Annotated in this window: 23 protein-coding genes; 14 read left to right on the top strand and 9 right to left on the bottom strand. The window is 23.7% G+C overall.

Annotated elements, in window-relative coordinates; all coding sequences use genetic code 11:
- Positions 1-62: 62 nt before the first annotated feature.
- From Q3304_RS09115 to Q3304_RS09105, 3 genes are all read right to left on the bottom strand, one after another.
- Positions 63-1115 (bottom strand): DnaD domain protein, encoded by a 1053-nt coding sequence (locus Q3304_RS09115; RefSeq protein WP_407813392.1) that lies wholly within the window; start codon positions 1113-1115, stop codon positions 63-65.
- Positions 1116-1381: 266 nt separating this feature from the next.
- A complete protein-coding gene (locus Q3304_RS09110) occupies positions 1382-1606 on the bottom strand; it encodes a hypothetical protein (RefSeq protein WP_407813393.1) in 225 nt (74 codons plus the stop codon).
- Positions 1607-1720: 114 nt separating this feature from the next.
- Entirely contained in the window at positions 1721-2011 is a 291-nt protein-coding gene (locus tag Q3304_RS09105) for a helix-turn-helix domain-containing protein (protein WP_407813394.1), read from the bottom strand.
- 213 nt (positions 2012-2224) lie between these two features.
- Between Q3304_RS09105 and Q3304_RS09100 the strand changes: the two genes are divergently transcribed.
- A complete protein-coding gene (locus Q3304_RS09100; RefSeq protein WP_407813395.1) occupies positions 2225-2788 on the top strand; it encodes an integrase in 564 nt (187 codons plus the stop codon).
- Between the two features lie 58 nt (positions 2789-2846).
- Here the strand turns inward: Q3304_RS09100 and Q3304_RS09095 are convergent, their stop codons facing one another.
- Positions 2847-3038, bottom strand: coding sequence for a hypothetical protein (locus tag Q3304_RS09095; protein ID WP_407813396.1), 192 nt, complete (start codon positions 3036-3038; stop codon positions 2847-2849).
- Between the two features lie 1282 nt (positions 3039-4320).
- Between Q3304_RS09095 and Q3304_RS09090 the strand changes: the two genes are divergently transcribed.
- A complete protein-coding gene (locus tag Q3304_RS09090; RefSeq protein WP_407813397.1) occupies positions 4321-4902 on the top strand; it encodes a hypothetical protein in 582 nt (193 codons plus the stop codon).
- A 29-nt stretch (positions 4903-4931) separates the two neighbouring features.
- Positions 4932-5234, top strand: a complete 303-nt coding sequence (locus Q3304_RS09085) for a hypothetical protein (RefSeq protein ID WP_407813398.1) — start codon at positions 4932-4934, stop codon at positions 5232-5234.
- A gap of 122 nt (positions 5235-5356) precedes the next feature.
- Here Q3304_RS09085 and Q3304_RS09080 read toward each other — a convergent pair whose 3' ends face one another.
- Entirely contained in the window at positions 5357-5686 is a 330-nt protein-coding gene (locus tag Q3304_RS09080; RefSeq protein WP_407813399.1) for a hypothetical protein, read from the bottom strand.
- Positions 5687-5966: 280 nt separating this feature from the next.
- Here Q3304_RS09080 and Q3304_RS09075 point away from each other — a divergent pair, with 280 nt between their 5' ends.
- On the top strand, positions 5967-6926 hold the full coding sequence (locus tag Q3304_RS09075; protein ID WP_407813400.1) for a DUF5677 domain-containing protein: 960 nt from the start codon (positions 5967-5969) through the stop codon (positions 6924-6926).
- A gap of 379 nt (positions 6927-7305) precedes the next feature.
- A complete protein-coding gene (locus Q3304_RS09070) occupies positions 7306-7671 on the top strand; it encodes a hypothetical protein (RefSeq protein WP_407813401.1) in 366 nt (121 codons plus the stop codon).
- An 86-nt stretch (positions 7672-7757) separates the two neighbouring features.
- On the opposite strand, the gene Q3304_RS09065 is transcribed toward Q3304_RS09070, so the two are convergent.
- On the bottom strand, positions 7758-7967 hold the full coding sequence (locus Q3304_RS09065; RefSeq protein WP_407813402.1) for a helix-turn-helix domain-containing protein: 210 nt from the start codon (positions 7965-7967) through the stop codon (positions 7758-7760).
- Between the two features lie 130 nt (positions 7968-8097).
- On the bottom strand, positions 8098-8319 hold the full coding sequence (locus tag Q3304_RS09060) for a hypothetical protein (RefSeq protein ID WP_407813403.1): 222 nt from the start codon (positions 8317-8319) through the stop codon (positions 8098-8100).
- A gap of 127 nt (positions 8320-8446) precedes the next feature.
- Here Q3304_RS09060 and Q3304_RS09055 point away from each other — a divergent pair, with 127 nt between their 5' ends.
- Positions 8447-8815, top strand: a complete 369-nt coding sequence (locus Q3304_RS09055) for a helix-turn-helix domain-containing protein (RefSeq protein ID WP_407813404.1) — start codon at positions 8447-8449, stop codon at positions 8813-8815.
- 46 nt (positions 8816-8861) lie between these two features.
- On the opposite strand, the gene Q3304_RS09050 is transcribed toward Q3304_RS09055, so the two are convergent.
- Positions 8862-9044, bottom strand: a complete 183-nt coding sequence (locus Q3304_RS09050; protein WP_407813405.1) for a hypothetical protein — start codon at positions 9042-9044, stop codon at positions 8862-8864.
- Positions 9045-9956: 912 nt separating this feature from the next.
- Between Q3304_RS09050 and Q3304_RS09045 the strand changes: the two genes are divergently transcribed.
- Positions 9957-10160: a helix-turn-helix domain-containing protein gene (locus Q3304_RS09045; RefSeq protein WP_407813406.1), complete on the top strand. Its 204-nt coding sequence runs from the start codon at positions 9957-9959 to the stop codon at positions 10158-10160.
- A gap of 33 nt (positions 10161-10193) precedes the next feature.
- Positions 10194-10406 (top strand): helix-turn-helix domain-containing protein, encoded by a 213-nt coding sequence (locus tag Q3304_RS09040; protein WP_407813407.1) that lies wholly within the window; start codon positions 10194-10196, stop codon positions 10404-10406.
- A gap of 176 nt (positions 10407-10582) precedes the next feature.
- On the opposite strand, the gene tnpA is transcribed toward Q3304_RS09040, so the two are convergent.
- Positions 10583-11005, bottom strand: a complete 423-nt coding sequence (gene tnpA, locus Q3304_RS09035; RefSeq protein ID WP_407813408.1) for an IS200/IS605 family transposase — start codon at positions 11003-11005, stop codon at positions 10583-10585.
- A gap of 299 nt (positions 11006-11304) precedes the next feature.
- Between tnpA and Q3304_RS09030 the strand changes: the two genes are divergently transcribed.
- The 6 genes from Q3304_RS09030 to Q3304_RS09005 all read left to right on the top strand — a co-directional run bounded on the left by Q3304_RS09030 (position 11305) and on the right by Q3304_RS09005 (position 13584).
- Positions 11305-11886 (top strand): DUF1643 domain-containing protein, encoded by a 582-nt coding sequence (locus tag Q3304_RS09030; protein WP_407813409.1) that lies wholly within the window; start codon positions 11305-11307, stop codon positions 11884-11886.
- 221 nt (positions 11887-12107) lie between these two features.
- Entirely contained in the window at positions 12108-12449 is a 342-nt protein-coding gene (locus Q3304_RS09025) for a hypothetical protein (protein WP_021386701.1), read from the top strand.
- 64 nt (positions 12450-12513) lie between these two features.
- Positions 12514-12714 (top strand): hypothetical protein, encoded by a 201-nt coding sequence (locus Q3304_RS09020; protein ID WP_407813410.1) that lies wholly within the window; start codon positions 12514-12516, stop codon positions 12712-12714.
- Positions 12707-12910: a hypothetical protein gene (locus Q3304_RS09015; protein ID WP_044214124.1), complete on the top strand. Its 204-nt coding sequence runs from the start codon at positions 12707-12709 to the stop codon at positions 12908-12910. Before Q3304_RS09020 ends, Q3304_RS09015 begins: the two co-directional genes overlap by 8 nt.
- 1 nt (position 12911) lies before the next feature.
- Entirely contained in the window at positions 12912-13313 is a 402-nt protein-coding gene (locus tag Q3304_RS09010) for a hypothetical protein (RefSeq protein ID WP_407813411.1), read from the top strand.
- A 22-nt stretch (positions 13314-13335) separates the two neighbouring features.
- Positions 13336-13584 (top strand): hypothetical protein, encoded by a 249-nt coding sequence (locus Q3304_RS09005; protein WP_021386697.1) that lies wholly within the window; start codon positions 13336-13338, stop codon positions 13582-13584.
- Positions 13585-13735: the final 151 nt, after the last annotated feature.

Raw genomic sequence — 13735 nt, 5'->3', positions numbered from 1 at the left:
ATATCTAGTTCTTATTATATTATACAACTATAAATCACTTCCTGATTTACCTTTTATCAAGGTTAATCTACATTTTTAAATTTTTCTTTTTGACTCTTTTTTATAATTTCATCTAGTTCATCACTTGTATATTGTGTAAAAGTTTCATTAAAATTATGGAATTTAGTTTTCTTATACACAATATTGTTGTTGTCCTGTCCCTTTTTATTTCTTTGTAAAGCTTTTTCTTTACTTTTATTCAGGTCAGCTAAGCTTTTTATATCTTCTTCATACCAATTTTTCACAATCCCATTTATATAGGCTATACTTGGTGATGCTATATTTTTACTTTTAGAACATGCTTCTATGATTATATCTATGTTCATATTAAATTTATCTAACCAGGTATCCATGATTTCTTTTTCAACTCTAGTTGGAATTCTGTAAAATCCAAGTTCATTAAATATAGTTTTATATAACTTAAAACGATTTTCTTTATCTGAGAAACTATTTTTAACATCTTCTAGGGTATGTAAATTTGAGTCATACCATCCTTTAATTATGCTTTCGATATATCTTGCAGGTTTAGGGACACCATTTTTTTTCTTAGCATATTCATAAGCAAATATTATTAAATCTGTTGTAACATTAAATTTATCAATTATGTTCAAAATAGTTTTTTTCTCACTAGGTTCAAGTGCCCTGTTAGATATTTTTTTGATTTCTATAAACATATTTTTAATTTCTTGATTCTCAGTTTCGAGTAAGTCTTCACTAAGCTCTTGTTTTAATTTAGGGGTATTATTGAGCATATTGTTAATATAAAAGCTTTTTAAATCTAAAAACTCTATTGAATAGTTAAGATTGTATTCATCATTGTCATTGTGTATTTTTATAATTTTCTTTTCTTCCCAAAACTTCCAAGCATTTAAGACATCAGATAGGGGGATATTCAAGTTTTTAGATATAGAACTATTATTGAAATTAGGGTTAGAGCTTCCATCACATGCTTGTCTATAACCTAATAAATAAATCTTAACATATAATCCATCAGCCATTGGCATAAATATATCTATAAAAATATTTGGAATAGTAGTTTCACCCAAATTTATTTCATTATTTTCTTTAAAAAACATATTGTCACCTCAAAATTGCATTTTATGATTTACTACTTATACTTTTTATAACTTATTATTAAGAGAAAATAAAGTATTGAAATTTATTAAATAATGTATTACAAGTTTTAGCTTGAATAATTAACGTAAAAAAAGAGTCCTTGAAAATTTTCTAAAAAGACTCTTCTTATATATATTTAACTATAAAAGATTATTTGGTTTTACTTCAGCTCTTTTAAAAGCGTTTTAGCACGTTTTCATATTGTTTATAGTATTTAAATACATCTTTAATATTCTCTATTAGCTTTAAAGATATTTGCAAAGCTATAGTTCTCAGGGCTTATAAATTCACAATCATCCATAATCCTGATTTTAGAACGCCTTGTAATATTATCACTATCTTTATAGACTATACATTTAGGAGTTCTTCTGATAACAAATATGACAGATATACAGTTACTGTCGCATATAGATTTTGAATAATAAGCTTTATTTACCATAAATTTTATCATCTGTAATATCTCCTTTAATTGTTTATTAGATAGATTATACAACACAATTAAAGATAGAAGGGAATAAAAATAAAGCTTTTTAAAAAGTCAAGTCAAAACAGATTGAAAGAGAATTTATTTTTTTAGTAATGAGTTTATATCAATGTCTAATGCATTTAAATATTTTATTAAAGTAGTTAAAGTTGGTTTTTCAATCAATGTTTCTATTCTTGAAATAGATTGTTGAGTCAAACCAGTTAACTTAGATAATTCTTTTTGAGTTATTCCTTTTCTTTTTCTATAATTAACTAAATTTATTATAAATTTGCGTTCTATTCTAATAGCATCAATAAGCTTTCCATCAAGATTAAAGTTGCTAACTAAATCATTTAAATTTTCTTTTGTAACAACAACAAACTCATCCATATTAATACCTCCAGAAGCCTTTTAATATATATTATATCTATTTTAACTTATAAAACAAGCTTGATACTGTGCTAATTAGTATTATTTTCATAGATGCTATCAATATTGATAATAAATTTAGATTAGAAGAGATAAAGCGTCGATAATAAGGTGATGAAAAAGATATGATAAATGTAATCAAGAGTATATAATAATTTTAGAGGTGATAACAAAATGACTTGGGATGAACTGAAGAAAAGAGATGTACAATATATAGTTAAATATATTAATGATGAGTTGGTAAGTGGAAAAAGTCTTATAAAGATTTCATCAGAAGTTCAAACATCAGAAAGTAGTATTAGGAAATATCTCAAGAAACGATGTTATAAGAGAATTAATAATCGTTTTGTATATGTCAATGAAGAAGGTATGCAAAAAGTATCTGAAGATGATGAATCAACTCAAGTAGAAATTGTAAGTCCAGAAAAAAAATCTAATACTCAAAAGAAATTACTACTCTTAGCAGATAATTATAATGAAATAATTGAAATGATAAATTGGTATAATAACTTAGAAAATAGAAATATAGATGGACAGTATATACAACCCAAAGATATAAAAATCGATTTACCTTCAAAAAATGCTAAGAGAACAACTATTAGGATAATTGAAGAAGTAGTTGACCTATTTGATGAGTTCTGTAAAGAACATTCTGAGTTTACTAAAACTGATTTGATGAGTATGGCTTTATTGGAATATGTGAATAAATATTGTGAAGAAAGCCAAATGGAAGTGTAAATATTAATAAGGTGGATGTCTTAAGTTTTTATTTTGAGACATCCACCTTATTTTAGAATTATATAATTTTCATGAATTCAGAAAAGTTATTTTCTATCAGTATTTCACATGTAATCTGAAGTACTTGTACAAATAGTTCAGCATTAAAACTTTTATAATCTGCGATATATTCAACTTGAACCCCTATTTCATTTCTATCATTAATAAAATATTTACTACCTTGATGTTTCAAATTTAAATTATTTATCAACTGCAGTACTTTTTCTTTTCTAGATACATTCTTTAAAGTGGCAAAATATATTGCTTATTATTTTACTTATTAAAAGGGCTTATATTATAGAGCATTATAACATATAGATAATTTAATCTTCTGTTTTTAACTTAATATTATAAATTATTTTATTATTAAAAATGTCTAATATATTTTAAAACAGTATTGAAAATATATGGGCATATTATGTTATTGAAAATATAAAGATACAATGGGAAAATTATTAGTTTAATTAAAAGATTATTGTTTTTTTTAAAAAAGTAAGTATATAAGTTATTTTTTTTATAGTGTTTTCCTTTATACCTATTAAATATCCTCATCTTTTTTATTTTCAAGTTTTTATTTTTCATATTTACTTCTCCTTATGTTGTATTAACCATAAAAACTTTTCTTTTATAGTTAATAGACATAAAAGATATTATCTAGATATATATTAAAAATATATCTGTTATAAATGTTTGTATCATATATATACATGTCTTTTATACTTACAATATATTCAAAAATATATCTGTTATAGATGTTCATATTATTATATATACATGTTTTTATACTTATAATGTATTTGAATATATATCTGTTATACATGTGTACATCCCTGTATCAAGTTAAATATACAAAGTAATATTCTTTTTATAATATGGACTGTATGATATAATGAAAAAATAAGGATGTATAATTATTATGTCTTGTTTTCCATATTAAGTGGTAGAACTTTTAATTCACTGTTTTAGTGAGAAGATGTTCGAGTGTCCAACTTTCGCACATATCCTTTTCAGTTATATATAAGAAGCTTAACAGAGAGACAATAATATATTTGCGGATATATTATGAAGTAAAAAGAAGGATGCCAAAATTGCACGCTCTGTTATTATAGAAGATTCAGGTGTCATTGACAAAGTCTCTTTTATCAAAAGTATAAAACAAGTTAATAACTAGAAGTTCTACTATCAAAAGGGGGTTGTCGTGCTAGAAAATAGCGCTACGCCCTTTTTTATTTTTAATTATATTTTAATATCTTCCCTATTATCTAATCTTTTGAGCTTTTTACATATCAATAGAATCTAATTGCTTATTTAAGTTTTATTTTAAATTAATCCTAATTTTGAAAAATTGACTATTGACTATATGAATTTAATATTATATTCAAATTAATCAATAATTTTAATTAAATATTTAATAAAAAATATTAAATATTTATCTTGAAGTATTAAATAAAATGGATTATAGTAAATTTATAAATAAGTGAGGGGAGAAAAATATGAAAAATATAAGTAATCAAGAAATGGAAAACTACATAAAAGATATAAAGAAAAAAGGTTGTAACCTAGAAAATATAAAATATTGTTTTTATATTGATAATGAAAAATTAAATTTTAGAGAGCTGTCTAATAAAGATTTTTATTCTGATATAAAAAAGTATGATAATTTGATATTTCTTGAAACCATCATAAAGAAATATTTATGCAATGAATATACATTGCATAAAGTTGTACCTCTATGTTGTGACCTGATAAATTATATGATTGACAATTATAATAAAGGTAAAGAATTATATGATAGCAAAATAAATAATTTTATAGAGTTGATGAAAAGCTTAAAAGGTAGGGAATTAAGTATTTCAGAAATGAATGAAAATATTATAAAGTTTTACAAACAATATTTAAGAACATTTGAAGGGAATATAAAAAAGGTATCTGAAGATATGAGTCATACACTAAAAGTACACACTTATGTTTTTGGGAAAAATAGTGAAATTAGTATAGATATTAGTTTTTATATTATTAATGAAGTCTCAGTTGAGGATGATTATAAGATTAAAATAATAGAAATAAAAATATAAGTTTATAAAATTAAAGTGGGGGATAGAATATGAAATTGCTTAAATATATAAGTATTTTAATTATAATTTGTGGTTTGATATTAGGATATAATGTAATTGTGTATGCAAATAAACCAGAAACAATTGCTACAAAATGTGCTTTAGAGTTAGTTAGTCAAAATGTACCATGTGAAGCTAAGTATCAAGGAGATAATAAAAATCAAATAGAGGGTATAACTACTCTTTATTATTCTTATAAAAATGCAACTCATATTGTAAAGTTATATCACACAGAAAATAATCTAAATAGAAAAATAAATTGGAATGAGGTCTTGAAAATAGAATATGAATAGATATTTTAGGATTTTGTTAATTCATAAATCCGAATTTAAAATATTATTAATAATAAAAGCTACTAAATTGATGATTAAAGGTTAATTTAGTAGCTTTTATTACTTGATTATATATAAGTTTATTACTCTTCAAAATCATTTTCAACAAGACTGACTTTTATACCCAATATGTTGCATGAACTTAAAAAGTTCGAAAAGGGCAAACCAGTATCTTGAATATCTTGATTTGATATATTCATATATAGATTTTCTTTTTCACAGATAATACTATAATTTAAAATCTTTATTATATTTAAAACTTCAATAAGAGTTATACTAGTACTACCAAGTTTTCTAGTAAAATTAAAGTAACTACAATCATCACCAGTGAGTTCATTTAACCTATCATTTAAAGTCCCAATAGACATTTCTTTAAACAATAGGATACTTTTTATCTCATTTTTAAAATTCATTTAAACACCTCTTTTCTTGTTTATTATATCATTTTTAAGTAGATTTTTAATGAAAGAAAGTAAATATATAAGCAAAAGAATTAAGTATTTACATAAAGTAAATAAATAATACACCATATTATGTATAACAACAAAACTAGTTTTATTTTTTTATATAATATATAATAAAGATATAAATTTGTATCAAAAAATAAGACTTTTTATGTATATTATTTAAACTATCCTAATTCTTTGCCTTAAGGTAGTGTTTTTAATATTTATTTTATTTGGAGGATGTTAAATGGAATTATTTATGAAAGAAATAGAAGATGAGAGATACAAACAGCTAATGGAAGAAACTACATCACAGATAAATGATATTTGTGTATATGGACAATATTTACTAGACCTAATAAATACAAGTGAGAATAACAAATACTCTGATACAATCATACTGTTTTTGTTTAGAGAATTGTTAGAAACTGCTGATGGCATTATGTCATTATTAAAAGGTTCATCTATAAATATATCAACTATATTATTTAGAAATATGTTTGAACTTTCGTTAAGCATAAATTATATATTTTTAGATGAAGATATGATAGAAAAAAGGGCTTTGTCTTATGAAGTTAATAGTATACATGAAAGAATTGCTATGTATGAAAAACTTAATACAGAGAATGAGGAACATGAAAATTTCAGAAGGATAATAGGAGAGGATATAATTAATACTTTTGATTCTGAGAGATTGAACTCAGCTACTGAAAATTTAAGGAGCATGTTTGAAAAGTATCCTGAGTATAGTGTTGTTGATGAAGATAGAACTAGAAAAAAAGATGAAATTAATTTAAGGAGAAGACAACGGGGGTTTTCAGATTTAGACCCTAAATGGTATCAAATATATAGTGAGGCCTCCAACATAAGAAGATTAAGTAAGTTATTAGATATGGAAAGATACTATTTAATTTTATATAATCAATGGTCTAATAAAGTGCATGGAGGGGCAGCTATGAGTGGCTTTAGAATTGTTGATAATGAACCCGTAATATTAAACCCTAAAGTTCCTGAAAGTTCTAAAGATATTCCAGAAAAGCTTGAACTTCTGCAAACATTCATGAGTGATTGTTATAGGCATATATGTAAATATTTTTTAACTGATGATGATTGTCAAAACATGGGTATATGGCACTTTAGTATGAGAGAAAAAGAATCTGAGATAAGAGAGCATTGGAGTAAGATTGAATTTAAATATGAAAATTAATTGCTTAGATTTAAAATAAACAACTGAAAATTAGTTAAGACATGGTAACGATTTTATTAATAAAAAAAGGACTTATATTTTATAAGTCCTTTTTACATGTATTTTAAAAAAGATATATAGTTTATAGGGAATATCTAACATAGAAAAAAGGAGTTATAATTATAAGTGATAGATGGTAAGAAAGCATATTTAATAGATATATGAAGAGGTGATATATATGGAAAGTATAAAAACTTACTTAAGATATACAAAAAATATGAAAAGGTGATTGCTGTAAGAATGTTTTTCATAATATTATTGATTTTGGATGTATATGTACTAAACTTATAGTAAAAGCATACAAAGTTATATAAACTAAAATAGAACAGAAAGGGTACTTATGAAAACAAGTGAGAAAGAATTGCATAAATCAAGAATAGCTTTTGCGATACTTAAAGATAAAATTATATATTTAGCCAATAGCGAGATGAGTCATAAAGAATGGTTAATAACTTCTAAGCTTATTGAGGAAAAAGAATTTAATGAGATTATTAGAGGCTATATAAAACATAATAATATTTATTTTTATAAAGGAGATTTTTTAACAGATAAAAGTGTTGAAAATAGTGCTTTAGAATATTGTTTTAAAATACATAAAGAAAATAATTTGAAGTTTCCAGCTAAAATATATTGTGGTATGCAAAAAGGAAAAATCGGAATTGAATGGAAACCAAAAAAATTATTAAAGATTATAACTACATTGTAATACCTTTATCATACTTTTTTTCCATTAGATAAAATATGAAAGAACCTGAAAATTTTCTAGGTTCTTTTATACTTTAATAAATATAATTAATGGTTATCTTTAAGTGTGAAAACACAAGTAAATTCACAGTTAAGTTTTTTTGCTATCTCTAAAAGTTCTTTTTCAGAAAAATTATTTTTTCTAAATCTATTTGTTAGCATTTGAGGAGTTATGCCTAAACTTTTTGCTAATTCACATTGCCTAATATCCTTTTGTATAAGAATATTTTTAATTTTTTTTGCTGCTGAAATATACATTTTAAACCTCCAGTTAATTTAATTATTTTGAGTGAAGTATTAACTATAAAATAGTTTCAAAGATAAAGAAATCATTTTTAGTCTTTGGTTATTCAACGTATCTTTATATTTTTTTATATGAAATGATATTTCAAGGATTTAGCTTCTTAGCTATTTCATAAACTAATTCCTCTGGTGTGGGTGTCTTATCTTCAAAAGCTTTTTTAATCCATTTTTGCTTTTGTAAATCTGGATGTTTTTTTATAAACTCAATTGTATTAGCTATTTTTTTTATAACTTCATCTTCAGATATACCTCTTTTATTGGCAACCTCTTTAATTAGCTCTTCAGTTTCTTTTTCATAGTCAGTCATAACTACACCTCTTTTAATCAAAATAAATCCAGATTGAAATATATTACATGTAAATTTCATTTATACAGATTATTATATTACACTCTGTAGATGGTTACAATATAAAAAGCAGAAAGGAGGTATGATTGTGGAAGTAGATTATAAAGCTTTAGGAAAAAGAATTAAAATTGCGAGAATTAAGAAAAGCATAACTCAAGAAGCAGTTTCAGAAAAAATAGATATAACACCATCTCACATGAGCAATATTGAAACTGCAAAAACTAAAGTAAGTTTACCTGTATTAATTAATATTGCTAATGTTCTTTCTGTTACAGTAGATGAATTATTATGTGATAATATACTATCTTCTAAAATTATATTTGAAAGAGAAGCTGAAGAAATATTCAATGACTGCGATGAATATGAAGTGAGGATGCTTGTAAATATCTTGAAATATATGAAAGAAGTAATACGTGAGGATAGAGAAGTAAGAAAGCAGTTTAATCATCTTTTTTAATTAAAAGATATATCTGGATATGTATAATTATTATTAATAAAAGAAGCTACAAGATAACAATTCTTGTAGCTTTAATTATAATATAATTTAACTGAAATGTTTGTAACACATCTAATTTAGAAAATCCTAAAAAGCTGATAATAACTACTACTATAAGATTAGCTTTATTGTTTATACTGCCTCTTATACTATCTTCAGATGCAAGTGAATTTTTATATAAATCTAGCATTATAATTCTATTATTTTCAAAACTTTTTGTCCACCACCATTGCCATTATTATTGTTTTTATTGTTATCATATTGCAAATTACTCAAAATTTCCCCCTTCTAGAGCTACAAGTTTAAATTAGGTACAATCTTATTTGTACTACAATTATAGATATAAAATTTACTAGGTAGAGTTGATTATCTAGAATTTTTAAATATTATTATAACTAGATTTAATTCAATATACTTTTTCATCAAAGTATATTAAATAAATATATGTAATAGGTTTTAATTTGTAAAAGACATATTATATTATTTAATGTTAAAATAAAGAAAATAGTTATTAAATATAAAGGAGACTAAAGATGAGTAATTCAAAAGAAAAAAGGCTTATAAAAATAGAATTGGAAGAAATATGAGGGTTTAATGATTTATCAGAATCAAAAAAAGAAGAAGTGTCAAATTTAATTTTAAAGATTATGAAACTAGACAAAATTTCTTTAGAGGAGCTTCTCCCTATAATAGAAAATAAAAGATTTTCTTAGAGATGTTGTGAAACAATACAAATTGATTGAAATGTGTGAATGTTTAGTTGAATCCTCGAAGGGCTGATGTATGTATAACTGGTAATTCAAATATAGAAACAATAGATTATGTACTGTCCATGCAATAGTATTAAAAGAAAATATGTATTATGAAGATATTCTTTTATTGATAAATTTGATTATATAAAATTCAGGGTTTTAAAGAAGACAGATATTATAATTAAGAACTAAAAGCACTTAATTATATTCCTAATGCTTTTCTTTACTTTAAGCTATGTAAATAATGTCAGTATAATCATGAAATATCTAATTTTTCTATATAATTTGAATTAAAATGTGAATTTTAAAATAATTCTTTTCTAGAATTAGATTTGTTATGGGGGGGAAATATGAACTTAGAAAAATTAAAAGAATTTAGAGAAATTAAAGGATATACAAAATTAGATTTAAGTATTAAAATACAGATGCCTTATTCTACTTATTCTGATAAAGAGATAGGAAATACCTCTTTTAAAGCTGATGAATTTGCTAAAATAGTAAAAGCATTAAATTTAAATAGAAAAGAAGTTTTTGAGTTGTTGGATTTACATTAAAGTATTTTAGGAATAAATATAGGGGAGTTTGTAATGAATTTAGAGAAATTAAAAAATATTAGAATTGAAAAAGGATACACACATCAAGGGTTAAGTTCTCTTTTAACTATATCTTTAGCTACATATTCAAAAAGGGAAAGAGGAATAATAGATTTTAAAATAGAAGAGTTTGAAAATTTATCAAAGACATTGGGATTAAGTGAGGATGAAGTATTAGAAGTACTTGATCTAGATTATATAAAATAATGTGCTAATACACGAAGAAGTGATTTAACAGTATAATTACAAATTATACTGTTAGTATAAAATATCAATCCCAATACATTTTTAAACTATTAGTGTTATTATAAAAAAGCAATCTCTTAAATAGAGAATGCTTTTTTATTTGTTTAATATTAGAATTGTCATATAATTTAGATTTTCTATTTATAAGTTTTTTTGCTTCTTGTTATTTCACTTTCTATATATCTTTCCATTAGATTTACATCTAATGTAGGGCTTGTACTGCAAAAATACTTTCTGGTCCACATATTTGGCATACTACTTTTTAATTTAGGAAATGTGTCCATTAGCATTTTAGCACTTCTATCTTTTAATTTCTTGATGACAATATGTACTCCTGGAACAGTATGACAAGAAATAAAAAGGTGTACATAATTTTCATGAATGTTTATTTCTTTTATTTCAACACATAGTTTTTTAGCTTCTTCTTTTAAGATATCTTCTAACATTTCTTTTACTTCATTAATTAGTACATCTTTTTTATATTTAGTGCAAAATGCAATATGGTAATCACAGTCACAAATTATATCATTTATGTTTATTTCTTTTGTTGTAAGATTCATTTTTCTAAATTCTCCTTTGTTAGTTTTATAATAGAAAACTTACTTTAATGTTATTGTAACATATTGCATGTTAGTTAACAATAACATAACTAACGCAAAAAGAATCTTGAAAAATAGGTTTAGTGTGTACCTTTACTAAAGAAACACTCAATCTATAGAACTGGTATGTGCATAAATTTAAAAGTAAGTATAAATATGTTGCCATTATTAGTATGAAAGTAGATAATTTAGTTATAGTAGCAGCATACTATTCATTAGCAAGATTTATACTTAGATAAAAGGGATTGAAGGTGAAAAACATGTGTGAAAATAATTATGATAAAGAATTTGTAAGAGATAAAATAACTGTAATAATCAAAGAAAATGAAAGGTTCTTGTTACAAATACCCTACAATAAGAATAAAATATATAATAAAAAAGTAACTATCATCATGAAAAATCCAAGCTATGCAAATGCTAATCGTTCAGATAAAACAACTAATAAAGTTATAAGTTATATTTATGATAAATTCAAAGATGTGGGAGTACTATCTATAGTGAATTTATTTACAATAATAACACCAAAATCTGATGAATTAAAGAATTTTATTGAATATAATAATAGTGTTTCATGGAAAAGAAACAAGGAAATAATAAAAAATGAATGTAGTAATAGCAATTACATAATATTTGCATGGGGAGATGAGGTTGTTCCTGAACATAGAGATAGAGAAAATGAAGTATTGAAAATTGTAAAAGAACTGAAGAAGCAGCCATATTGTATAAATACACTAACTAAGAAAGGTTTCCCAAGACATCCATTAATTAATAAGAATATGGATTTTAATTTTTATAAAGATGAGTTAAAAAGATGGATGCAAGAAAGAAACTATTTTATTTAGTTATAAAGGAGATTCCTTAGAAGTATGAGGAATCTCCTTTTTTATATGTTTAATAACATCAAATATCAAATATGTATTGACAAATTTTTAAATACAGTTTCAGAAAATTTCCATAAAAAAATATCTAAATTTCAAGTGTTGTTTTTAATAGCTCAAGACCGTATAATTCTCAATAAGCACCACAAGTTTTAAAAATATGTTATTAAGTGGAGGGGACAAAAGTGCTAAACAATAAAAATTCATTAAGCTTAAATGAAATGAAGATTGTAGAACTTTATGAAAATATATTTAATCTATATGATTTAAGAAATTTTAAAATATTAGAGAATATTAATTTAGATTCACTTTCTAATGTAATGAGAGCTATTGAAACAAATAGCCGTTATAAGTTTAAGCTTTTTAATAAAATAGATAATATAAAAATGGTTAATAAGTTATTAGATATATTTAGAGAAATAAATGAGCTTTTGTATTATCATTCCTATATAGAAATATATCTAAATAAAAAAAATGGATTAAGCAATCTATCCTCTTGTAAGTATTTATATTTTAAAGTTTATTAATTTAATTAAAGAGTTTTTGAATGGAGGGAGTGTACTGGAAATAAATATAATAGTTTTAAATACAATGTTTTTAGTACTAGGTATTTTATTTGGCATATCAATTGAAAACAAGAAAAAAGAAAAAGAACTTGTTAAATCAATTGAGAAGAAGAAAGAAAAAATAGAAATTATTAAAGATATAGAATACCATATGCATATTTATAAAAAGTTAAATGATTTAGAAAAAGAAAATAAAATCTTAAAAGAAAGATTGGAGAATGATTAGTGAAATGATAGATTCAAGGACTATATATACTGTTGAAAGAGCAAAGCAACATTTTAATAATGGGAAAGAAATATCTGTTGCCATAAATCATGCCCAATATGAATATGACTATATATCAGAATTTGGCATTGAAAAATTAAAATATATGACTGAAGAAGAGTTTAATGATTGGCTTAATATGAAGGAGAGGTTCTAAAATGGATTTACCAGATAATATAATTGAGATTGACTTATTAAGAATAAATAGAGATAATCGAAAAATATGTGAATGTGAAGAAAGAAGTTTTACAGTAGATACAACCAATAAATCTATTCACTGCTCAAAGTGTGGAATAAGAGTAGAAGCTTATGAAGCATTGTACGAACTAGCTTTAAATTGTGAGCGTTTAAATGAGCAAGCAAATAATATATTAAAACAAAAAAAAGAACTTTCAAATTATAAACCTTACTTAATAGTAATTAGAAATTTAGAAAAAAAATATAGAGGCAGAAAGATGTTACCAAGATGCCCAATTTGTGGTGAGGGATTTTATCTTGAAGAAATTACTTCTTGGATTAATAAAGAATTTGTTGATAAAAAAAGACAAAATAAAAAATAAAATATTACAGGGTGGGATTAAAATGAATGTAGAATCAATTATTAATGTTTCAGAAGAAGAAAAAACAAATCTAAATCTAAATTTATTAAAAAAGACAACAGAGCTTGTAAATACAATAGATGCAGGACAGAAAGAAGATATATTAAATACAAGTCTGGATTATGTCAATCATATCTTTGATGTACTTACTGCTTTAGGGTTAGAAGCGGATATTTATGAGATTATGGAAATGGAAAATAATAAAGCTGAAGAAGAATTTAAACAACTTTAAAATTATAAAAAGTATTATATTTATAATATTTGGATATAAAAGAAATCTATAAATTACAAATAAGTTTATAAAAATTATAATTTTATAGATTTCTTTACCTCATTAATATAAGTATAACTAAAAATCAAACAACGAGTAAATGCTACTCTAA

Origin of the sequence: Clostridioides sp. GD02377, assembly GCF_045899875.1 — a bacterium.
GTDB lineage: Bacteria > Bacillota > Clostridia > Peptostreptococcales > Peptostreptococcaceae > Clostridioides > Clostridioides difficile_A.
The sequence above is the reverse complement of the archived record's forward strand: the minus strand, read 5'-3'. Positions and strand labels throughout refer to the sequence as shown.